Source organism: Rubrobacter aplysinae (assembly GCF_001029505.1).
Classification (GTDB): Bacteria; Actinomycetota; Rubrobacteria; order Rubrobacterales; family Rubrobacteraceae; genus Rubrobacter_A; species Rubrobacter_A aplysinae.
The window spans coordinates 205,959-227,082 of sequence record NZ_LEKH01000003.1 but is presented as its reverse complement, the minus strand read 5'-3'; the positions used below and the strand labels follow the sequence as shown (position 1 = coordinate 227,082).

The window sequence follows — 21,124 nt, the reverse complement described above, 5'->3', positions numbered from 1 at the left end:
CCGCGAGGAGGTGGTGAGCTTGACGCGAGACGAGACGGAGGCTGTGGCGAGTCTACTCTCCCTGAACGCCGGGCTGCCCGCGCCGCTCGATAACCGCGGCAAAGCGGTCCAGAGTGGCTTCGTGAAGAGCCCGGTTCAGGGTAAGGTGTGGCTCTCCCGGACCGGGCTCGCGGGCGACGGACAGGCGGATCTCAAGGCCCACGGCGGCCCGGAGAAGGCGGCCTGCGTCTACCCTCTGGAACACTACCCGTACTGGGCGGAGAGGCTCGGGCGGGAACTCCCGCCGGCGGCTTTCGGCGAGAACTTCTCCACGCAGGGCCTTACCGAGCCCGGCGTCTGCATCGGCGACGTGTTCCGCGTCGGGGAGGCGGCGGTGCAGGTCAGCCAGCCGCGCAGGCCCTGCTACAAGCTGGCCGCCCGTTATGGCGAGAGAGAGCTCGCACTCCGGGTACAGCAGTCCAGTCTCACGGGCTTCTATTTCCGGGTGCTAGAGGAGGGCCGGGTCGCGGCGGGAGACGAACTGTACCTGGTGGAGCGGCCCGCGCCGGAGGCCCCGGTCTCAGAGGCGAACCGGATAATGCACCACGACGAGGACGACCTGGAGGCCACGGAGCGGCTGCTCGGAGTCGAGGAGCTGTCCCTCTCCTGGCGGCGCACCTTCGAGAAGCGTCTCACCGGTGAGGAAGAGGATACCGCGCCGCGGCTCTCGGGTCCTCAGCCCGGCTAGCCCAGGGCCTCCGCGACTTCTCCCGCGCCCGTACCCTGCTCGACGCGCTTGACCGTGGAGCGGCCCTCATCGTCCTCCTCGAGGTTCCACACCTCGTCCATCAGGGCGGACTCTTGCACCTCGCCGACGTGGGAGATGATGAAGATCTGGCCGAAGGAGCGTTTGAGTCGCTCCAGCGCCATTAGCACGTTCGAGCGCCGGTCGGCGTCCAGGCTGCCGAAGACCTCGTCGAGCACGAGGAAGCCTAGAGACTCGGTGCTCTTCTGGGCGATGATCTTGGACAGCGCGACCCGCGCCGACAGGCTCGCGACGTCGGCCTCTCCGCCCGAGAACCGCTCGACGGGGTAGGAGTCGTCGAAGCGGTCCACGAGCTTGACCCGATAGTTGTCGTCGAACTCCATGCTTTCGTAACGACCGTCGGTTAGCTCGCGGATGAGATCGGAGGCCTCCGCCTCCAGCGCCGGCCTCACGCGGGAGGTCAGCCCACGGAAGAACTCGGTGAACAGCCCGTCCATCTCGTCCATGCGGGCGGCCTCGGCGCTGCGGCGGTTCGCCAGCTTGCGGTCGTCGTCGAGGCGCTTTAGCTCGGCCTTGGCTCGCCCGATGCGGTTGTCGGCGTCCTTCCACTCGCCGCCGAGTCGCTCGCGCTCATCGCGCAGCTCCGCCACCCGCTTCTCGGACTCCGTGACCCGCTCTCCGGCGGCGGCGTACTCCCTCTCGTCGAAGGCTAGCTCCGCAAGCTCGGTCTTTACGGCCTCCGCCCGATCCTCTGCCTCCCGCTGCCCCTTCTCGGCCTCGGCCAGCGTCTCTTCTACCTGCGGGCGGGTGGCGAGGCGGCGCTCCAGCTCCTCGGCGCGGCCGGCGGCACGCTCGAGGCGGGTCTTCTCCTGCTGCTTGGCGCGGTGAGCCTCGGCGTCGTAGGCCACCTCCGAGAGGGACTGTATCTCCGTCTTTACCTTCTCCAGCCGCCTGGACTGCTCCTCGTGCTCGCGGGCGAGGCTCTTTACTCCGGGGAGCGCGTCGCGCAGCGCCCGGAGCTCCTCGCAGCAGGCGCGAGCTTCCGTCAGATGCTCTTCCTCCGGCGGCTCCTCGCCGGCGAGTGACTCTTCGAGCTCGGAGACGCGTTTCTGGGCTTCGGCCAGCGACTCCCTGCGATCCGAGACCGTGCTGCGGGCGCTGGAGAGCTCCTCGCGCAGCCCGCGCCAGCGCTTGAGGAGGCCGCCCACCCTCTGCAGCCGCTCCTCGGCGCGCTCGGCGTCGGCGGCGTGGCGGGCGGCCTCCTCGCGGCTCTTCTCGGCCCTGTTTCTCGTGCCGGAGGCCTGGCGGGTGAGGCTCTCCAGGATCTCGTCCTGCTCGCCCTCGTCGAAGGGGCGGTGACAGGTGGGGCAGTGTTCCTCGGCGCCGCGCTCTATGGCCTCGCGGGCCTTCTCGACGTTCTTCGCCTCCTGCTCCAGGGAGTTTGCCGTCCCCCGGCGGTTCGCCGAAAGCTCGCGCAGCGTCTCGGCCTCCTCGCGCAGGGCCTTCTCCCGCTCCTCCAGGTCCTCGCCGCCGGAGAGCTCCCCGATCTCAGCCTCCAGCCTCTCGACCTCCGTCTGCGCGGCCTCGTGGCGCTCCCGGAGCCTCTCGGACTCGGCCCGGGATTCGGAGAGGGCGGCGTGATCCTCCCGCAGCCGCTCCAGCCCGGATAAGCGCCCCTCGGCGCTATCCAGCTCCCCGGCGGCCAGTCCCAGGACTCGCACGGACTCCGCGAAGAACCGCTCGCCTTCCAGCCCGAACAGGTCGTTCCAGCCGGACAGCGGCTCGGGGCGCTCGGGGTCGTCGAGACCGTCAAGCGTCTTCCACAGCCCGGACTCGGCGCGGGCCAGGGCGGTCTGGGACTCCTTGCGCTCCTCTCTGGCGCGCTCCAGACGCTCGGCCTTCTGGCGCTCCTCCTCCAGCCACGCAAGCTCCTCCTCGACGCCGGGCAGTCTCTCAGCCTCGGGCTTGAGCCCGGATAGCTCACTCTCGGCCTCGGAGAGTTCGGCGAGGGTCTTGCGGGCGTTCTCGGCGCGGTCGGCGGCGCGATCCCGCTCGCCCCCGGCCTGGCGCAACCGGTTCGTCGCCTCGACGTGCTTGCGGTAGCTCTCCTCCAGCGCGCGGCGCTTCTGGCGGTCTGCTTCTAGCTCTGCGGCGGCCTCGTCGTGTCGGGTCGATACTTTCTCTAGCTCCTCCTCTATGCGCCCCGACTCGGTCTGGGCCTCTTCCAGCTCCCGCCTGTGGCCCTCGACGTCGGCCTCCTCGAGGCGGGACTCGATGCTCCGGGCCTCGGCGCGCAGGCCGTTGCGGTCGTCGCGCAGGAGCTTCTGGGCGTCCTCGACGCTGTTGATGCCGAGCATGCGGCTGACGCGGCGCACCCGGCTTATGCCGTCGTCCTGGGCGAAGAACTTTAGCTCCTTCTGACGGGCGAAGAACGTCGCCTCGAACGCCGTGCGGTCCATCCCCAGCAGGTGCGCCTGGGCCCACTTCGTCACGTCCGACGCCCCGCTCACGACTACGGAGCCGTCCGGGTCCTTCGCCTCGGCGGTGGTCTGGCCGCTCCTTAGCTGGCGGCGGACGGTGTAGGGGCGGCCGCCGATGGAGAGCGTAGCCTCGACGACGGTCGGGTCCTTGGTGGAGCCGCCGGACCAGGGGATCAGAGCATTGGAGATACGTTGGTCTCCCGAGCGGGTGCCGAAGAAGGCCCACAGGATGCTCTCGAACAGGCTGGACTTGCCGGTGCCGTTGGCCCCGATCACGCCTATAGCACCCTCCGGCGGCCTCAGCTCGATCGGCTCCCGGAGCTGCTTGTAGTTCTGGATGTACAGCCGTTCGAGGTTCAACTATCCTCCTCCGCGGGCTCGCTGCTCGCCGCCCGGGACAGGTACGCTTTGCCCTTCTCCAGAAACTCCTCGGCGAACTCCTTCTCCAGATCCCCCTGCTCCCGGCGCTCGGCGACGAAGGCGGAGAACTCCTCCGTGAGCGGCCCAAAGGCTGCGGAGGGACGCTCGCTATCCTCGCCGGGGGCGTCGGCGCGCTCCTCGGGGCGGAGGTCGAGGTCGAAGGAGAGGCAGCGGCGCTGGAGGTCGCGTATTAGCTCCCGGTCCACGCCGCTTGCGACGCCGCGCCGCACGTCGTAGGCTCGCAGACGGACCATCGCGCCGTCTAGCTCGACGCTCTCGGTGCGCTTCCGGATCTCCTCGGTGAGCTGAGTGGCGTCCAGCTCGCGGGCGTGGATCACGTCCAGGTCGATCATGTCCCGCGCCTGTACCGGCACGTGCTCGACTTTCTGTAGCCCGTCGGAATCGAACTCGACGATGGAGAACCCGGTCGAGGAGGCCACCTCACCGAAGCCGAACCGTTCGGTCGCCCCGGCGTAGAAGGCGTTCGGCTTGTGCTCATGGGAGTCGTGGTAGTGGCCGAGGGCTATGTAGTCGAAGCGGCCTTCGAGCATCCCGGCGTGCAGGTTGGCCTCGCCCATCTCGTGCTGGCGGCTCTCCAGGTTCGGCACCAGCCCGTGCGTAACGAGGATATTCACGTCCGCGTCCCGGTCCGGCGTAACCGCCCCGACGTCGGCGAGCGCTCCGTGCGGTACAAGCGTGAACCCGACCGTCACACCGTCAATCTCCTGGGCGAGGTACTCTTGCTCGAAGCCGTGGACGGAGACGGCGTTCACGAGGTTCGCGTACTCCAGGGCGGCGGTCGTGGTGCGCAGGCGCGGCGTCTCGTGGTTGCCCGCTATGACCAGGTAGGGGATGCCCGCGCCAGCCGTTATTCGGGCTGTCTGCTTGAGGAAGTGGATAATCACGTGCGTCGCCGGCCTCACCGTGTCGAACACGTCCCCCGAGTGCAACACGAGATCCACGTCCCGTGCGAGCGCCTCATCCACCACCCGCTCGTAGGCCCGCTGCACGTCCACCTCCCGCTGGTTGCGGTTGGTCGCCGGGTCGAGCCGCGCGTAGCGGCTGTACCCGAGGTGCGTATCCGAGATGTGGGCTATGCGGACTATACTTCGATCCTTTCTTTTCAGAAGCTACGCGATTCTAGTCGTAGCTTCTACGTTCTGTGTTACAGTTTTACAAACACTTGTGGAGCGTTCATACGTCCACAGCCAGAACGAGGGGACAGGAAGCCTCCGGTAAACAGAGACCGGCGAAACTGAGAAAACTAGTCGAACGCTCATCCATACCTGCTGTAACCTCGTATAATCCCTCCTCGTGCGAGTTGCGAAAAGCCTTTAATAGGGCAAGCGCATCTTCGGAATCTTTGGTTGGGCTGGTCTTGAATGAGATAAATCCCTCGACCACACTCACCGTTGCGTTGGATGTCGAGCCTAAACGCTCACGGAGGCGAGAGAAAAAGAATATCGCCCCGAGGCCAACTGAGGCTCCGGCTCCTGTGTACCAATACCTTGGATTAGTGCCGGTCTCGCCTTTCTCAAACGGTAAGCGACCTTTAGGGTTGCCTTTAAAGTCGAATAGACCAGAGAGTGGCGCTTCAACAATAAGTACTGAATCTTTGTTCTCCGAAAGAAACTCGACCGTACGCTGGACACAATGTCCGAAGTCCAGGTCTTTGACTTGACATTCTTCGCTCTGCACTTCCTGAGAGGCAAGCCCGCAAGACTTCTTACGATTAGCAAATCCGAGATCCACTGCCAAGATTGGCCGTTTGGAAATCTCATGAATTTTGTTGAGTTGAGGGAAGCAAAATCTCATAGTCATACAAACCTAGTGTAGCTATCAAACTCACGAATGCACTATCTGAAACCGCTCGCACACCAGCGGCATCTCGGGCGTCGGCTCCTCGCCTATCTCCGCCAGCGAGCGGGTGAAGAAGCGCCAGTGCTCGTCTCTCCAGTACTGTAGCGAGCGATCTCCTTCGCCTTCCTCGTAGGCGAAGCGGGCGTCCACCTCACTATATGGCCGGATCTCGACCTCGGTGGTCTCGATAACGCACAGCGGCTCGTCCCGACCGTCCAGGATGACACACTTTGTGCCTGGCTCCGGGAGAGGCTCGTCTTCGGATTCCCACTCCCACAGCGCGGAGCAGGTCGCCGTCTTGGTTCCGTTTGCTACCAGTGCGCCGATCTCGTCAGCCATCTCGGGTGAGTCGCCGAAGCTCTCTGCATCGTAGCTCTCGCTGCGCACGGTCGAGTCTGGCGGAAGGATATTCAGATACTCCTGCCAGAAGGCTTCGATGTGATCTCCGCGCAAATCTTCTCCCCTGATATACAGTCCCGCCTCAAGCTCAAGAAAAAGGATACCGGAGTGAAACTTATGAGAACAGGGTTAGGTCTTTCGGGAGACTGCGGTAGCAGTCAGGTTGATCCCGAGAGGATGGTAGGATAAATGGCATGAGAGAGTTCGTGACCGACGCCGAGGTCCGCCGTACGAAGGTTATCCTCGACATAGAAGAGTATGAGAAGCTGCTGGAGGCACTGGAGGATCTGGAGGACTCCAGGGAGAGCGAGCGTGTGATGGAGGATATTCGCGCCGGGCGGGAAGAGCGTATCCCCTGGGAGCAGGCCAAGCGTGAGATCCGGGAGGGGCGCGTCTCGGAAGAGGATTGAGCTACCGCTTAGAGGTAGTCCGCAGGGCTCAGAAGCAGCTAGCCCGCATCCAGGTTCAGGACCGGGAACGGATAATGGACGGGATAGACGCTATCGCGGACGATCCAAAATCGCCCGGCTCTACGAAACTCCAGGGCTACACTGACACGTGGTATGTGCGTGTAGGTGACTACAGGATCATCTACGAGCTGGATGAGGTTGCCGGGGAGATAATCGTCATTCGCGTAGCGCACCGGCGGGAGGCTTGCCGTTGAGGCGCTGCTTGGAAGGGACGCTATAGCTCCTTCTCGTAGACCGTCTCAAGGTGTGGGGTCGAGCCCTCTCCGAGGGCGCTTTTGTCGAGGCGCATGCGGGCCTTGCGGCCCGAGATCTCCAGCGCTGCGACCTGGTTGTTGAACCACGGTGAGGGGTGGGTGAGAGACCAGGAAATCTCCGCCTTCTCTACCCCTGCTAGGCGGGCGAGGGCGCGGAAGAGGTGCTTGCCGGCGCGCGACCAGGCCACGTTCATGACCCGGCGCTCTTTCTTGTCCAGCGGGTTGCGCATGGGGGAGCAGACTGCCTGGTAGACGTGGCTCGTGGTGCTGGAGGGGAAGCCGGCCTTTGCCAGGTAGGCGTGGTGTACGTCGCCGGAGAGGACGGCTATCGAGGCCGGTGGGGTTCCGCGCTCCCCGGCGGCGACTGAACGTAGCAGCTCGGTGAGCCGTCTGAAGGAGATCGGAAAGGCGCTCCAGTGGCCGAGGTTCTCTCGGGTGCGGAGCCTCTCGCTGGCGTTGGCTAGTCTTTTGCCCCAGGCGCCGTTGCAGAGGGCGTTGTTCCAGGCCTCGGCGTGGTGGGCTCCCGGGGACATGAGGTAGGGGATGGAGCTCGCGAGGAGGAGATGGTCGAAGTCTCCGGCGGCGTGGGCCGAGATCCAGTCCCAGTCGGCGTCGTGGATCATGCGCCGGTTGCCCGGCTCCAGCTTGCGCCCCGCCCGCGTATCCATAGCTATGAGACGCGTATTGCCGAGGTCCCGGTAGAAACTGAAGCGGTACGCCTCCGGGTTTTCGGTTACCCGCAGCGCCATGTCCCGCAGCGTCGGGCCGGCCTCTGAGGAGTCCTTTACCTCGGGCCAGAGCGGGTCGTGTTCGAGGTCGTCGGGGGAGAGGTTGCCGAGGTGCTGGTAGATCCAGTACGCGCTCAGCGCCCCGGCCATCTTCTCTTTCCACCAGGGTTTCCGGCGGTTCCGTTCGAGCCAGAGGTAGGAGCCGTTCCAGTTGTCCTGGATCTCGTGGTCGTCGAAGATCATGGACACCGAGACCGTGGAGAACAGCCACCGGATCTCGGGCACTCCCCACGAGTCCCGGTACAGCCGCGTGTACTCCTCGAAGTCCGTGGCCTCCATGCCCGGCGGCTCCTCGACGTCCCGCCGCGAGCGGATGAAACCCTGGGTCGCAAGCGGGAGCATGTCGGCGTAGACCTGATCCCCGAGGAGCATCATGGCGTGAGGCCACCGATCCGGCGTCTCACGGCCCATCCTGAGTGCCAGCGCGTGCAGCGCGTCCGTCTCGCGCCCGCGCTCATCCTCGTCTTTCTCCAGCGTGTACGGCGGGCTGTGGGGCAGTGCGATCCTGCAAGAGCCGAACACGAGCCGGAGCTCTCCGGCGGAGCCTATGGTGCGGATGATGCTCGGCGGGAACGGAGAACCCTCCTCGGGCCAGCGACTCTCACCGTCCAGCCGTACCTCGTACTCGTACGCTTCACCGGCCTCCAGCCCCCGGACGACGACGAGCGCGTAGTGATGACCCTCCATGGAGAAGGTGTGCGAGCAGTGGCCGAGTATCTCTACCTCGCAGGGACCGCTCGTCTCGACCCAGATGGTTGCCTCCTCTGCGCCGACGTAGCGGAGCATTGGACCGAGTATGAGATCAGGCATGGGCGCGACTTTTTACCGGGCTTATCCTGTTAATCTTTCATCCGATCCAGGCCGGACATGATCCGGGACGTATCCCGCTGGCCGTTCGATTTGCGGCTCTTTGGCTTTACGTTCCACAGGAAGTTCTTGTACGGGTCCGCCGGGCCCTGGCCGGAGCGGTGGGCGGCCTGCACGGCGTCCAGCTTCTCGTGGACGCGTGAGGGCTCGATGTCTTCTATCTCGGATCGGATCTCCTGTATCCGCGGCGGGCTCTTCATCAGGTTGCGCATCACGGATAACACCGCCTGGGCGGGCTCCTGGCGACCTTCGCCGAAGATGTCCGTGCCCTGCTTACCCATCAGGACCGGCGGGCGCGGGAACCTGCCGAAGACGGGTACGGCGTAGTGGGCGTGGCGCAGGAGCAGTCGGCCCTTCTCTAGCTGCAACAGCTCGTCATGGGTGGTCTTTGAGAAGGAGCGGTAGCTGGAGTTCGTGATCTCCTCGTCCCCGATCCTGCCGTACACGCTGGTCGCCGCGTTGCCCACGACCTCGTCGTCTACCTTGCTCCTGAACTGCTGCGCCCCGAACAACGTTAGGCTGAGGTGACGCCCGCGCGCGGAGATGTCTACCAGGGTGTCCTTGAGCGAGGATGTCTTCGATCCCGACGGCGCGTATTTATTCAGCTCGTCCACGAAGATCACGAGCTTGTCCACCCCGAGCTCGCCGCGCTCGGCCCGCTCCCACAGGCTCTTTATTACCTTCGTGACCACCAGGTCCTGGGGCACGCCGGTCAGGCGCGAGATGTCCACGACGCGCATCTCGCGGTCGGAGAACTGGTCGTCCACGGTGGGGGAGCCCTCGTAGTCGACTCGGCCGTTCACCATCACGCCCTGGCACTTGCTGGGCAGGCCGCCGAAACGGTTCTCGACCTTGTTTATGGTCGCCCGGTGGTGGCCGCGCCAGTAGCTGCTCTCGTCCTCCTGCAGCTTCTCGTACGCCTCGTCGAGCAGCACCTGGAAGTCGCGCATGGTCTCCACGCGCTCGGACTGCAGGAACTCCACGAAGCCCCGGAACTTGTCGTCGTAGTCGGTCGGGTCGAAGATGCGCCCGGCGTGGGGGAGCACGTCGCCGAGGTCCCACAGGATTGGGTGGACGATGTGGTCCTCGCCGCGCGCCGTGCGCAGGGTGTTTAGTTTCCTGGCCCCGATCTCCTTCGGGTACACGGTCTTGTCGCCCCGGTCTCCGCCGTAGGCGAGCGGGGCGAAGATGCTCAGGTTCTCAAAGGGTTGCATCTCCAGGCCGAGAGCCTCGTACATGTGCCGCTCGTCATCCGGCAGGCCGCGCTGGCCCGCCTTCTCGTAGCGCTCGGCGAGATCCGGGTCGTCTTCGGGTGGCTCGGTGGACTTGTCGAGGAAGAGGAGGTCCGCGCCCTTGACGTTGAACATCAGGGCGGCGACCTTCTTGTCCGAGTCGGTCTGGAAAATACTGTTGATGGTGAACAGCGCGTGGCTGGTCTTGGTGGAGAGGCCGCTCATGCCGGTTATGTTCAGGTGCCCGGCCTCGGGGCCGAGGAGATAGTCAGCGTCGGCGTACAAGGGTGTGCGCTGGGGGACGCCGTCGGTCTCGTTTCCGTTCTCGTGCAGGAGCATCGGTATCCGGGTGCCGGAGAAGTCGTCGGTGCCGAGGGCGAAGCCTATAGCCTCTGCGGTTGCGAAAAATACCGGACCGCTCTTTACGGGTCGGCGGCTCTTTTTCTGCGGGTCGCGGTGGCGGGTTGCGAGGACTCGGGCGCGGAAGACCAGGATCTCGACGTTGCCCGTGAGCGCGTCGAAGGTGGCGTCTCCGTCGCGGGCGTAGAAGTCGTCCAGGAAGCTCTGCAGGTCGGAGTAGCGCCGGGGGTCGTCGAGCACGGCTATCGCGGTGGCGTCCTCGGCCTCGGCGGCCACGATGTGACCGATGTCCAGGTTCTGGGCGGCCTCGTCCTCTGAGGTCCAGAAGTAGAACTCGTGGGCCGTGGCCGGGTACTCCTCGCTGGTTACCACGCGTCCGACGGGGCCGGACTCCGCGTCCAGGAACTCCGGGTGCAGCGCCTTGCTTCTACCTTCCTTATCTCCCTGCAAGCTTTCCTCCCCTTCGGTTATTACGATGCTAGCTCTGTGAGCAGCCGGTCTATCCTCGCCTGTGAGCGCCGTCCGCCGTTTACGAGCGGTTTCAGGATCTTCTCGACGTAGTGGACCGGATGGATCATGGACGGCCACCGCGGGTCGGGCTTAGCCAGCGGCGCGCGCTCGGCGAGTATCCAGCGTGTGATCTCGTCGTACTCCTCCGGGCTCCACCCGGCGTCCGAGGCCGCCTCGACCCGGACGAGGCCGCTCGTGGCGTCTGCCCCCTCGCCCGTGGTCTCCGGCGGCCACATCCTGAGGTACCACGAGGCCCGCTCTTCCTCCGTATGCCCGGCGTCTGCCCGCTCCGCCCGCCACGGCGGCACGAAGGCGGTGGTTCGATGGCCGGGTTTGAGATCCAGGAGCATCCGGGTCTCGTCGCCGCGCAGGAAGGGCCGTGTGGAGCTTTTTATTAGCCCCACCGCCCGTGTCTCGTCCAGCGGGAGCTGGCCGTCCACCGCGATCCAGCCATCGTCCACCCCGAGCCGCGCCCAGCGCCGCAGAAGCTCGGATTCCAGGCTTTCGCGCAGAGCCCTCGCGCGCACGTACGCGCGTGTCTTTAGACCCGCATAATCCGAGGGGTCCACCTCGGGATCGTAGCGGGTGGAGTCCACGAGCCCCGCCGGGGCCTCCTCCGGCACGTCCGAGGCGTCGTCCATTAGCGGTAGCGTCTCCTTGGCGGCCTCGAAGATCGCCCGGGCCTGCGGGTCCTCCGTGCGTCCGGGCAGCACCACGGCCCGCACCACCTGCGGCACGCCTTCGACAGGGAAACGGTGTAGCCGGCGATTCTCCCGGCGGACTATCGCGGCCGCGACGGTTACCGTAACCACCGGCACGGTCCCGACGCGGCATATCTCGCGGGTGGACTGTACGCCGTCCAGGAAATACGAGAGCCCGCTCTCTCCCCGGGGCTCGCCCGGATGGCGCTCGCACACGGGATCGGCCTCGAACGGGTTCAGGGCATTCTTGCGCGTCTCCTGGTCCTCAGTGGTTTCGGGCGCGAAGTGGGCGGCTTCGAGATCCGAGGAGCCCGCCGAGAGGCGCACCCCGTCGGCGGCGGCGTGCCGGAGCGCCGACTCCAGCAGCTCCGCGAAGCCTCCGGCGCCGTTTCGTGAGTCCTTCGCGGTCTCAGACATTAAGCAGGAGTATACGGACGAGGCGGATTCAACACTACCGTTCGCCCTCTCCCGCGTCCTCCGGCGGGGCGAACTCCTTTTCGGCCAGGCCGACGGCGGCGCGGAAGCCGCGGCGCTCCTCCGGGGTCCCGGCATGGGCGTCGCGGGCCAGCTTCAGGATCTTCTTGGCTTCGGAGCGCTGGTCTTCGCCGTTGGTCAGCTCCTTGGAGAAGACGTAGGTGAGATCCCGGCCCTCGGGATCTGCTGCGTAGAAGTGGACGTAGAGCGTCTTCTGGCGTCCGAGCCCGGCGAGCGCGGCGTCGCCGGAGACCTGGGAGATGTTTAGCAGGGTGCCGCCGGATAGGGGCTCGCCTTCCTCCGGCTCGACGGAGAATGCTATGCGGACTACGGGCCCGTAGAAGGTCTTGTAGAACTCCAGCTGGCGGACTATGCGCGCCGGGCCGCGGATGTCCTCGATCTCCCTCTGCTCGGCGGCCACGACGAGGTGACACTGGGGAGGCTTCATGGACTCCCGGCCCTGGGTCGAGATCGCCCGCGCCTGCACCCCGCGCTCGACCACGGACCCGGCCAGGCTCTTCCTGACCGACTCCGGGAGATCCAGCCCCCTCCGCTCCCCGGTGTCACCGTTCATCGTCGGCGCCCCTAGAGCCTCCGAACCTCTCGAAAAACGCCGCGAAGTAGCAGACCGCCGCCAGATAATCCTCGACGCGGGCGGACTCGTTCGGAGAGTGGATGCGGCTCTCCGGGTTTACGACGCAGCCGGTCATTATGGTCGGCACGCCGAGCTCGTTGGTGAACAAAGCCGTCGGACCGGAGCCGCCGATGGTCGGGTACACGACGGGCTCCGCCGAGCCGACGTCCTCCCACGCCTCGACCGCCTGCCGCACAACGGGCGCGTCTACCGGCGTCTTCGCGGTCTCGACGCCGTGCAGATCCACCACCTCCACGTCCGAGAGGCCGCGCCGGACGAGGTGCTCGCGTATTAGCCGCACCACCTCGTCCGGGTGTTGACCGGCGACGAGCCGGAAGTCCATCTTCACGAACGCCTCGGACGGGACGATGGTCTTGGAGCCCGGCCCGGTGTAGCCGCCCTGTATCCCGGCGATGTTCGCCGTCGGGCGCAGGAGGTACTCTCGCAGCGCCGCCTCGCCGGTCAGGCCCCGGTCCAGGCTATCCACTTCCCAGGAGGCGCGGAGGGCGGCGTCGTCGAAGGGGATCTCCGCTATCGCCGCGAGCTCGGCCTGCGTGGGCTCCTCGGCCAGCTCGGCCAGCCCGTCCAGCGTGAGCCCGCCTTTCTCGTCCTTGATGGTCCGTAGCGCCTGCACGAGCCGCCACGCCGGGTTCGGAGCGATGCCGCCGTACATGCTGTGCAGGTCGTGGGACGCGCCCTTTGCCCGCAGCTCGACGTAGGCCATGCCCTTGGTGCCGCAGAAGATCAGGGGCCGCCCCGCGTCGTCGGTCATCGCGCCTTCCCACAGACAGGCGTCGGCCTGCAGAAGCCCGGCGTTATCCCGCACGAAGGGGGCGAGGTTCGGGCTGCCGACCTCCTCCTCTCCTTCTATGAGGAACTTCAGCTTGAAGGGGGGCTCGCCGTGGGCCTCGCGGTACAGGCGGAGCGCCTGTATGCGGGCCATCACGTCGCCCTTGTCGTCGGCGATGCCGCGGGCGAACATGGAGCCGTCGCGCACCGTGGGCCCGAACGGGTCGGTCTCCCACAGCTCCAGCGGGTCGGGCGGCTGCACGTCGTAGTGGCCGTAGGAGAGCAGAGTCTTCTCCCCCGAGCCTACCTCGGCGTACACGACCGGGTTGCCGGCGGTCTCCATGATGCTCGCCTCCGCCCCGGCCTCCCGCAGCTTCTCCGCCACCCACTCGGCGCAGCCCCTGAATTCCTCTTCCGGCCTCTCCTCCGCCGACACCGAAGGCATCCGCAAAAACTCCGAAAGCTCCTCCAGCAGCGCGTCTCTCTCGCCCTCCACCATCTGTCCTACGTCGCCCGGCATCGGACTCCTTCCAGGTCTTCCTATCTTCCTAGTTACTCTCCAGACTTTCGGCAGAGGTTAGCATCTTCGTCTGCGGTAACGTGGCCGGCGGATGTAGCGGCTGTTATATTGATGTGGAGATGGCTGGCCGAGACTACGGGCGCAAGGGGCAGGTGGAGAAGGCCGACGAGGCCAAGAAGAGCGACGCCCAGGAGTTCTGGGACGACATCGGGGTGGATCTCGACAGCCTGAGCCCGAAAGGGCAAGCCGTCGCCGGGGCGGTTACGGGCGGGGTAGTGCTGCTGGTCGCATTCTTTCTCGTTGCGTTTACCGATTTATGGTGGATGCTCTTTATCTTCGGGTGGCTGTTGTTTCCGGCGCTCGGGGCTTTTGCGCGCGGGGTTGCGGGGCTTGCCGACTCCGGCGCGTCCAAGCCTCTGGAGGGCGAGCGGGAGCGGGAGCTTCTAGAGGCGTTGCGGGACGGCGGAGAGCTCTCGCCGGCGCAGGCCGCGATGCAGACCTCGCTGACCGTCTCGGAGGCGGACGCGTTGCTCGGAGAGCTGGCGGGGGGCGGCCATCTGCGCGTCAGGACGCGGAGCGGCGGCATCTTCTACTCTCTGTGGGAGGCCGAACCCGGAGGGCCCGGAGAGCTTGGAGGGACCAGAGACTCGGAGTCCCTGTAGTAACAGAGCCCTGGAAAGGTGGGAAAGCGGGGCGGTCCGTGCGGGATCCCTATGTCCGGAGCCTCGCCAAGAGGTTCATTCGGAGCTTTGCGGGGAGGAGTTTGTTCAGGGTTGTTTAGGGCGCGGCGGCTCATGGTATTATTCAGACGATTATCGGATTCCACGACGCAAGGTGACACGACGGGGGCTCAGAGAGAGCGTAGAGACCGGGACCTATGGACGACAAAAAGATCCCAGAGACGCTTGAAGAGGCATACAAGCTCCGCGACGAAGCCGGGAGCCTCGAGGACAGGGATTTCTACCAGGATTACGTCTACGAGCTAAGGCGTGGGGAGTACCGCTCGCGGGGTATAAGGACGGAGATCTCCTCCCGCCGCCGCGAGCGCCAGAGCGCCATAGAGTTCTCGCGGGAGATGTTCTTTCTGGAGGTCGCCCAGATCACGGCCGAGAACACGGGTGAAGCCTCCGAGGCTACCGAGTCCCCCGGGTCCGGAGCCCCGGGTGCGGAGGGCTCGCACCAAGAGACTGCCCGCCGCTACGCGGTACGCCTCGACACGTATGCTTTCCTGAAACAGCTGGCCGCGCCGCACTCGGGGGCGGTCGAGATCTACCGCCGGAATTACCTGGAGATTCTCAGGCTCGGCAAGGGGCCGAAGGACGCCTATTATCTCGCGCGCGTGATCGGGCTCGCCGGAGACGAGGAGTTCGGCGCCGCCCTGGAGAGTGTCCGGCGGACCGGCTACCCCAAATCCCGCATGCCCTACGCCGTCGAACGGGCCGCGATACAGATCCGGGACCTCCCCGGCGGCATGATCATGATCCTGCTGACCTTCTTCGCCTCGCTGTTCGTCTTCGTGTGGGCGACCGGGGCGCTGGACCTCGCCAGCCCCGTCAAGATCCTGTTCGCCGGGCTCGGGGTCGTGGCGGCCGGGCTGCTGATGCTGGTCTCCGCGGTCTTCATAATCACCTTCATAAGGTCCATCAACAAATAAAGTAACAGGTAGAGCAAAAAGCAAACGAGTACCAGCGCTCGCCACTCCACGCTTTCGCGCCCCGCAAAGCCGCCCCGCGCCGTGGATCATCCCCGATTCGAGCCCGGACTAAAGCCCCCGGCCCCCCGAGCCGAAAAACTTTCGGTAACGGTTTGATAACGATGCTGCACGGGAGCCGCGGACGAACCGCGGTCGAGGATCGCAGCCAAACACAGCCAAACACAGCCAAATGGAGGGGGATCTCTTGCGCTACGCACTGGCCTTGATGGCCGTCGCTCTGTTCACCGTCGCCGTGTCTGCGGCCGTCCTGGAGTCCAGGGACGCACGGGCCGGCAGCTCGTACAACGGGTACGTAAAGGCCTGTAACGACAAGCGGGTGTACCTGAGGCCCGCGGAGAAACAGACGCTCGCGCTACACAACAGGGTCCGCGTCAGAAACGACAAGCCGCGCCTTTGCATCCAGCAGCGGCTCCTAAGGGCGGCCCGCAAACACTCCGCCGACATGATCGCCAGGGACTACTTTTCCCACCGTTCCAAGGGCGGGAGCACCCTTGCACAGCGCGTGAGGCGTGAAGGCTACACACCAAGAGGCATGTCCGTGTACCGTATCGGGGAGAACATCGGCTGGGGCTCCGGCTCACTCGGTAGCCCCAGAAAGATCCACCGCTCCTGGATGCACTCCAAAGGCCACCGCAAGAACATAATGAACCGTGGCTACAGACAGGTCGGGATCGGGGTCGCCAACGGCAAGTACAAGTCCCACGACAACGCCAGGATGTACACCGTGGACTTCGGGTTCCGCCGCCGCTAGGACAGCCGTTACCCCTCTACGGTACAATACCGGGCTTGCACGAATTCAGTGCAAGCCCAACCTTTTTCCGGCGGACGAAACCCGCCGAGAAATCCCCAAAAGAGCCCCGAAATATTGAGAAATGTTAAAGAAATCGGAAAAAATCGAGACTCTAGCGTTGACATGCTGGGTTTTGGGTGGAAGAATGCCAACTGTCGTGAAGGACTCCAAGAAGGAGGAAGTGTTTTGAGGAAGCTCATGCTAATGGCTTCTATGCTGGCAATGGTGCTGCTCGCAGCATCGCCGGCAATGGCCCAGGATGCTGGTTCGGGCGGCGACGCCTCGGACGACAGCCAGGGTGGTGCCGGTGGCGACGCCACCAGCGCGCAGTACAACGCCCAGCTGTGCCAGAACATCATTGATGACAGCTTCAACGTCACCAATGAAAACACCGCTGCACAGTACGGTGGTGACGACGATGCCGACATCGACATCGACAGTGATGGCGATGGCAACAACGACGCGTCGATCTCCCAGGGTGACGCCCAGGCTATCGCCCAGGAGAACAACACCACGATCAACGTCGTGCAGCAGTGCATCCTGCAGAACCAGCAGGCTCTGGGTGAGAACATCTCCCAGGACCAGGATGCCAACCAGAACGCCGATCAGAACGGTGCTGCTGGTGACGACAACAACGTTGGCGACGTCGACAACGACGGCGTTGTCGAGGACGTGAACAACGACGGCACGGTCACCGAGGCCGAGGAGGTCTCCGATGAGGCCGCCGAGGTTGTCATCGTTAACGGTGGCACCCAGGCCCAGGCTACCGCTGTCGCCGAGGCCGTAGCTACCGCCGTTGCCGAGGGTGGCAACGCCGAGGCTGTCGCTAACGCCGCCGCCGAGGCTGCCGCCTCTGCCGGTGCTGGCGAGGCTGTTGCCAACGCCACCGCTGAGGCTGCCGCTAGCGCTACCGCTGGCGCTGCTGGCGATGCCGACGCCGTCGCCGAGAGCGACGCCGCCGCGACCGCCGAGGCTGGCGATGCCGAGGCTGGTAGCGCCGACGCCGGCGCGGTTTCGGTTCTGCCGGATACCGGTGGTGCCTCCCTGTTCACGCTGGGCGCTGGTGCCCTGCTCGTGGCTGGTGGCCTGCTGGCCCGCAGGATCGTCCGGTAATTAGCCCCAAGGGCTAACCGGAGCCGGCCCGGGTAGTATCCGGGCACGGTTTTAGAGAGGGGCGGACTCCCAAGGGGGTCCGCCCCTCTTTTGTGTGTACTCTTGCGCTAGCTTCTGTAACCTTCTGTAAGCCCGTGGTGTACTGTGGCGTCCGGCGGTGTGACCGGCTTGTGGCCGGGGACGGGCCCGTATATCCTCTGTGAGAGGCGGCGAGTAGTGAGCGAGCCAACGGAGCCAGTGTGAATCAGGCCTTTCTCAGACTCTCCGTGATGTTCGTGGTTGTCGTTCTGACCGTGATCTCGGCTTCGCTGTACCTGTCTACCCGTTATCTGGAAGAGCAGCAAAGGCTCGCCATTACCGGTGATACGGAGGGTGCGATGCACAACGTGGAGATGGCTTCCAGGCTGGACCCGTTCTCCGCCGATCCACTCCAAGCTGAGGCGAACATGCTGCGCAACGAGGGGAGTAACCGGGAGGCCGAACGCGCGCTGCAGGGCGCCACCGGGCGTGAGCCTCACAATCACGAGGTATGGCAGGAGCTTGGCGATCTCAGGATGGACTACATGAACCAGCCCCTGGAAGCCGCCGAGAGCTATCGGCGGGCGCTGGAGCTGAACCCCAGATCCTCGGACACGAACGTGGAGCTCGCGACGGCCTACCTGAGCGCCGGGAAGCTGGAGAAAGCCAAGGCCAGATACGAGCAGATCCCTTCCGGGGAGCTGGACGTGGATCAGTTGTACGACCTCGGCCGTATCTACGTCCGCACCGGGGAGCCCGAGAAAGGCGTGCGTACGCTCCAGCGGGCCCGGAGCCGGGCCGAGAACGGCCTACAGGGGATGGCGGGTCAGCAGCGTCAGCAGCAGCTCGGCTTTCTTACCTCGGTGGAGCTCGCCATCGCCGACGCCCTGGTGGTCGAGCGGCGCTACGGCGAGGCGTATCAAATAGTCGCAAACAGCTCTTCAGAGCAGGCGCAGACGATTCTGGCCCTGATCTCCTCCGACCCGGAAGGCTACCGGCAGACCGTCATAAGCAGCGATGTCTACTAGAGACGGCACGGTGCGGGAAGTAGAGCGGGGCGGGTATCCGGCGGCGATCCTCCACGCCGTGCGTCACCGGTGGGGGCTGGTCGTCTGTACCGCTCTCGTAGTGATCGCCCTCGCGGTGTCGGCCGGGGCGCTCAGGGGGTCCGGGTATACCGCCGAGTCGCTCGTGCAAGTGCAGGGCTTCGGCGGAGCCGGCGCGGAAGAGCTCTCCGCGCAACGAATAGAGGAGATCCGGCTGACCGCCGGGCCGGAAAAGGTGTCTCGGAGCGCCATGCGGAGTATCGGCTGGGAGGCCGGTATCGAGGAGTTCGAGAGGAGCCTCGACGTGGAAGCCGCGGGGGATGGGAGGCTGGACGTAGTCTTCTCGGCCGGGGACCCGGATATAGCAGCGGAGGGGGCCAATGCGTACGCCGAATCCTTCGTGGAGCGCGTGGAGTGGCTGGACGAGAGCCGGCTGGCCGGTGGCTCGCTGAACGCCGGGGCAGAGGTGGCCCGGCGGGCGAGCCCGCCGGCGTCGCCGGATGTCGGGCTTGTCGTGGTCGGGCTCGTGGCCGTGGTGCCGGGGCTGGCCGCCGGAAGCGTCCTGGCGCTGGTGCTCGGGAGCCGGGATCAACGCTGGCGGGACGCGCGCGACGCCGAGATCACGCTTGGAGCGCCGGTCCTCGGGGTCATCCCGGAGTATGGCGGGCGTGATCCGGCGGAGCTGGATACCGTGGCAGACGGGACCTCCGGGGATGCATAGGCAGGGGACAGACCCGGAAGCCCCGTCTCCGGCCGAGCCGTCCCTGGCGGAGACGATGCGGCTGCTGGACCCTCTCGGGTACGGCGCGCATTACGCTGAGCTCGCCGGTAACCTGCGCTCGCTCGCCGGGCCGCCCCGGAGCGTGGTCGTAACCGGAGCGGGCGAGGGCGTGGGCTGTTCGAGCGTCTGCCTCGGCCTCGGCGGTGCGCTGGCCGGTATGGGGCTCCGCGCGGCCGTGCTGGACTGTGATCTCCAGCGGCCCCGGCTGCACAAGATGCTTGGAGAGCCGAACTTTACGGGGCTGACCACGGCTCTGGAGTCGGACGCGGAGCCGGCGGAGTGTGGGCACGAGCCCGTGCCCGGACTGCTGGTGTTGCCGACGGGACCCATACCGGAGAGCCCCGTGCAGAGCCTGGAGGATATGGGTCTCACCCGGATGGTCGGCGGGCTCCGCGAGGTCCATGACGTGGTCCTGCTCGACGCCCCGAGCTACGGGGGGGTCCGGAGTTCTCCCGTCCTCTCCGGCGGCTTCGACGGGGTCCTGCTGGTCGTCCACTCGACCCGGACGGGGAGGAAGGCAGCACGGGAGGCAGCGGAGAGCCTGGAGGAAGCCGGGGCGGAGCTGCTCGGGGTGGTGTTGAATGGACATCCGTAACACCCGCAGCGAGGAGCGCGGTCCGGAGGAGACAACCGAGCAGCCCGTCCGGAGCAGGGGCGGCAGGCGGCTCGTGGCCTTCAGGGCTTTGGCCCTGCTGGCGCTGCTGGGGGTCACCCTGTACGGGATGCTCAGAAGCGGCCTCTACTTCGAGGAAGCGTGGCTGCCCGTAGCCGCCGGGATACTGGCCTTCTCACTGCTCACCGTGCTGGCGCGTGGCTACTACGCCCAGGTGCCGCCGGTCGGCTGGGTGTTAATCGGGCTGCTCGGCGCGCTGGTTGTAGTGAAAGGTCTGTCGCTGGCCTGGACCATAGGCGAGTCACTGACGGTTCGGGAGCTGCTGCGCTCGGCGATGTACCTGGCCGCCTTCGCCATCTCTCTGGCGGCCGTCTCGTACCGGCGTCAGATAGAGCCCATCGTGGACGGGATCTTCCTCGTCATACTGCCGGTCGCCGGCTACGGGCTGCTGCAAAAGATAGACCCCGTACGGTTCCCGATACAGTCGGTGTCGCCGGGCAGGATCGGCTCCACGCTGGATTACGCCAACACCTTCGCCCTGGTGGCCGCCCTGGGGATAATGCTCGGGTTGGCCCGCCTGGGAAGCCTCGGGAATCCCTTCGCGCGCGGCCTCTACGCCGCCCTCACGCTCTGCCTCTGCGTCGCGCTGTTCTTTACCTTCTCCAGGGGCGGGTTCGTCTCGCTGGGGGTCGGCCTGATCCTGTTCTTCGCTGTCGGCGGCAATCGTTTACAGAGCCTCGCGAACCTGCTGCTCGTCTCTGCCCCGCTCCTGTGGCTGCTGTACCGCACCCGGGGCCACGAGGCCCTGTATCAGGAGTCCGTCCGGGACCGTGTAGCCACCGCCGCCGGCGACGCCTTCCTAGTCGACATCATAGTGGCCGTCGCCGCCGCCTTCCTGCTCCAGGCCCTCTACGCCTGGATAGCGGGACGGTACGGGATAGACCGGGGCACGCGGCGGCTGCTCGGCGCGGGGGCGGTGGCCGCGGTGGTCCTGCTCTGCGGTGTGGGAGGGTACGCGGCCTTCTCCGGGTCCGGCGGGGAGGCGTCCGCCGGACAGAGCGCCCCGAGCGGCCTCCAGGAACGGCTGACCTCGTTCGACTCCCTGCGCTACGCTTACTGGAAGGTCGGGCTGCAGGCCTGGCGCGAGAACCCGCTGACGGGGACCGGGGCGGGCACGTTCCAGTACACCTGGCTCCAGGAGAGGCCCATAGACGCCGGGGTCAACCAGGTACACAACCTCTACCTGGAGCAGGGCACCGAGACCGGCGTCTTCGCCTTCGTCGCCATGCTGGGCTTTGCGGTGGTGCTCGCGCTGTACACGGCAGTGGCGGCCCTGCGCACACCCGGTAGCGGTCCGGGAGAGGAGGCGGAGGGCTCCCGCACGCTCCTCGCCGGGCTCTCCGGGGCCGTGGCCGTCTACCTGTTCTCCTCGGCGCTGGAGTGGCACTGGTACATTCCGGCCTCGACGCTGCTGTTCTTTATCCTGGCCGCGGTCGCCGTGAAGCATGCCTCCTTACAGGGTCACGAGAAGCCCCGGGCCTAGCGT

Annotated in this window: 20 protein-coding genes; 11 read left to right on the top strand and 9 right to left on the bottom strand. The window is 65.9% G+C overall.

Annotated features, from left to right (window positions below; translation table 11 throughout):
- Positions 1-19 precede the first annotated feature (19 nt).
- Entirely contained in the window at positions 20-727 is a 708-nt protein-coding gene (locus ABD53_RS05005) for an MOSC domain-containing protein (RefSeq protein ID WP_235401348.1), read from the top strand.
- Here ABD53_RS05005 and ABD53_RS05000 read toward each other — a convergent pair.
- From ABD53_RS05000 to ABD53_RS04990, 4 genes are all read right to left on the bottom strand, one after another.
- Positions 724-3,585: an AAA family ATPase gene (locus ABD53_RS05000; RefSeq protein ID WP_047864636.1), complete on the bottom strand. Its 2,862-nt coding sequence runs from the start codon at positions 3,583-3,585 to the stop codon at positions 724-726. The genes ABD53_RS05005 and ABD53_RS05000 overlap by 4 nt on opposite strands.
- Entirely contained in the window at positions 3,582-4,733 is a 1,152-nt protein-coding gene (locus ABD53_RS17415) for a metallophosphoesterase family protein (RefSeq protein ID WP_235401370.1), read from the bottom strand. The genes ABD53_RS05000 and ABD53_RS17415 overlap by 4 nt, the downstream gene beginning before the upstream one ends.
- 106 nt (positions 4,734-4,839) lie before the next feature.
- Positions 4,840-5,466 carry a hypothetical protein gene (locus ABD53_RS16810; protein ID WP_152670590.1) on the bottom strand — a complete coding sequence of 209 codons (627 nt, stop codon included), beginning with the start codon at positions 5,464-5,466 and terminating at the stop codon, positions 4,840-4,842.
- 24 nt (positions 5,467-5,490) lie between these two features.
- Positions 5,491-5,958, bottom strand: coding sequence for an ASCH domain-containing protein (locus ABD53_RS04990; RefSeq protein ID WP_053057695.1), 468 nt, complete (start codon positions 5,956-5,958; stop codon positions 5,491-5,493).
- A 140-nt stretch (positions 5,959-6,098) separates the two neighbouring features.
- Between ABD53_RS04990 and ABD53_RS04985 the strand changes: the two genes are divergently transcribed.
- The gene (locus tag ABD53_RS04985; RefSeq protein WP_047864633.1) at positions 6,099-6,314 is read left to right on the top strand and encodes a hypothetical protein; all 216 of its coding nucleotides are present in this window, start codon (positions 6,099-6,101) and stop codon (positions 6,312-6,314) included.
- Positions 6,311-6,568, top strand: coding sequence for a type II toxin-antitoxin system RelE family toxin (locus ABD53_RS04980; protein WP_047864632.1), 258 nt, complete (start codon positions 6,311-6,313; stop codon positions 6,566-6,568). The genes ABD53_RS04985 and ABD53_RS04980 overlap by 4 nt, the downstream gene beginning before the upstream one ends.
- Before the next feature lie 20 nt (positions 6,569-6,588).
- Here ABD53_RS04980 and ABD53_RS04975 read toward each other — a convergent pair whose 3' ends face one another.
- The 5 genes from ABD53_RS04975 to ABD53_RS04955 are packed head-to-tail and all read right to left on the bottom strand — an operon-like array spanning position 6,589 to position 13,503.
- Complete coding sequence (locus ABD53_RS04975) at positions 6,589-8,226, bottom strand: alkaline phosphatase D family protein (RefSeq protein ID WP_047864631.1); 1,638 nt, start codon at positions 8,224-8,226, stop codon at positions 6,589-6,591.
- 29 nt (positions 8,227-8,255) lie between these two features.
- Positions 8,256-10,325, bottom strand: coding sequence for an ATP-binding protein (locus ABD53_RS04970; protein WP_047864630.1), 2,070 nt, complete (start codon positions 10,323-10,325; stop codon positions 8,256-8,258).
- A gap of 20 nt (positions 10,326-10,345) precedes the next feature.
- Positions 10,346-11,503, bottom strand: a complete 1,158-nt coding sequence (locus ABD53_RS04965) for a hypothetical protein (RefSeq protein WP_047864629.1) — start codon at positions 11,501-11,503, stop codon at positions 10,346-10,348.
- Between the two features lie 34 nt (positions 11,504-11,537).
- Positions 11,538-12,134 carry a hypothetical protein gene (locus tag ABD53_RS04960; protein WP_047864628.1) on the bottom strand — a complete coding sequence of 199 codons (597 nt, stop codon included), beginning with the start codon at positions 12,132-12,134 and terminating at the stop codon, positions 11,538-11,540.
- Complete coding sequence (locus ABD53_RS04955) at positions 12,124-13,503, bottom strand: M20/M25/M40 family metallo-hydrolase (protein WP_053057694.1); 1,380 nt, start codon at positions 13,501-13,503, stop codon at positions 12,124-12,126. The genes ABD53_RS04960 and ABD53_RS04955 overlap by 11 nt, the downstream gene beginning before the upstream one ends.
- Positions 13,504-13,622: 119 nt before the next feature.
- Between ABD53_RS04955 and ABD53_RS04950 the strand changes: the two genes are divergently transcribed.
- The 8 genes from ABD53_RS04950 (at position 13,623) to ABD53_RS04915 (ending at position 21,121) form a co-directional block, all read left to right on the top strand.
- The gene (locus ABD53_RS04950; RefSeq protein WP_152670589.1) at positions 13,623-14,165 is read left to right on the top strand and encodes a hypothetical protein; all 543 of its coding nucleotides are present in this window, start codon (positions 13,623-13,625) and stop codon (positions 14,163-14,165) included.
- Positions 14,166-14,380: 215 nt separating this feature from the next.
- Positions 14,381-15,157, top strand: a complete 777-nt coding sequence (locus ABD53_RS04945) for a hypothetical protein (protein WP_047864626.1) — start codon at positions 14,381-14,383, stop codon at positions 15,155-15,157.
- A 244-nt stretch (positions 15,158-15,401) separates the two neighbouring features.
- Entirely contained in the window at positions 15,402-15,968 is a 567-nt protein-coding gene (locus ABD53_RS15720) for a CAP domain-containing protein (RefSeq protein WP_160309630.1), read from the top strand.
- Between the two features lie 225 nt (positions 15,969-16,193).
- Positions 16,194-17,120: an LPXTG cell wall anchor domain-containing protein gene (locus ABD53_RS17610; RefSeq protein WP_053057692.1), complete on the top strand. Its 927-nt coding sequence runs from the start codon at positions 16,194-16,196 to the stop codon at positions 17,118-17,120.
- A gap of 239 nt (positions 17,121-17,359) precedes the next feature.
- Positions 17,360-18,166, top strand: coding sequence for a tetratricopeptide repeat protein (locus tag ABD53_RS04930; RefSeq protein ID WP_047864625.1), 807 nt, complete (start codon positions 17,360-17,362; stop codon positions 18,164-18,166).
- Positions 18,156-18,905 carry a YveK family protein gene (locus ABD53_RS17185; protein WP_160309629.1) on the top strand — a complete coding sequence of 250 codons (750 nt, stop codon included), beginning with the start codon at positions 18,156-18,158 and terminating at the stop codon, positions 18,903-18,905. The genes ABD53_RS04930 and ABD53_RS17185 overlap by 11 nt, the downstream gene beginning before the upstream one ends.
- Positions 18,898-19,560, top strand: coding sequence for a CpsD/CapB family tyrosine-protein kinase (locus ABD53_RS15710; RefSeq protein ID WP_053057691.1), 663 nt, complete (start codon positions 18,898-18,900; stop codon positions 19,558-19,560). Before ABD53_RS17185 ends, ABD53_RS15710 begins: the two co-directional genes overlap by 8 nt.
- Positions 19,547-21,121, top strand: a complete 1,575-nt coding sequence (locus ABD53_RS04915) for an O-antigen ligase family protein (RefSeq protein WP_047864623.1) — start codon at positions 19,547-19,549, stop codon at positions 21,119-21,121. Before ABD53_RS15710 ends, ABD53_RS04915 begins: the two co-directional genes overlap by 14 nt.
- Positions 21,122-21,124 lie beyond the last annotated feature (3 nt).

Coding starts and splice junctions, on each gene's coding strand:
- ABD53_RS16810 (WP_152670590.1), bottom strand. CDS start 5,466: ATGACTATGAGATTTTGCTTCCCTCAACTCAACAAAATTCATGAGATT.
- ABD53_RS04985 (WP_047864633.1), top strand. CDS start 6,099: ATGAGAGAGTTCGTGACCGACGCCGAGGTCCGCCGTACGAAGGTTATC.
- ABD53_RS04975 (WP_047864631.1), bottom strand. CDS start 8,226: ATGCCTGATCTCATACTCGGTCCAATGCTCCGCTACGTCGGCGCAGAG.
- ABD53_RS04965 (WP_047864629.1), bottom strand. CDS start 11,503: ATGTCTGAGACCGCGAAGGACTCACGAAACGGCGCCGGAGGCTTCGCG.
- ABD53_RS04960 (WP_047864628.1), bottom strand. CDS start 12,134: ATGAACGGTGACACCGGGGAGCGGAGGGGGCTGGATCTCCCGGAGTCG.
- ABD53_RS04955 (WP_053057694.1), bottom strand. CDS start 13,503: ATGCCGGGCGACGTAGGACAGATGGTGGAGGGCGAGAGAGACGCGCTG.
- ABD53_RS04950 (WP_152670589.1), top strand. CDS start 13,623: ATGGCTGGCCGAGACTACGGGCGCAAGGGGCAGGTGGAGAAGGCCGAC.
- ABD53_RS04945 (WP_047864626.1), top strand. CDS start 14,381: ATGGACGACAAAAAGATCCCAGAGACGCTTGAAGAGGCATACAAGCTC.
- ABD53_RS17185 (WP_160309629.1), top strand. CDS start 18,156: ATGTCTACTAGAGACGGCACGGTGCGGGAAGTAGAGCGGGGCGGGTAT.
- ABD53_RS15710 (WP_053057691.1), top strand. CDS start 18,898: ATGCATAGGCAGGGGACAGACCCGGAAGCCCCGTCTCCGGCCGAGCCG.
- ABD53_RS04915 (WP_047864623.1), top strand. CDS start 19,547: ATGGACATCCGTAACACCCGCAGCGAGGAGCGCGGTCCGGAGGAGACA.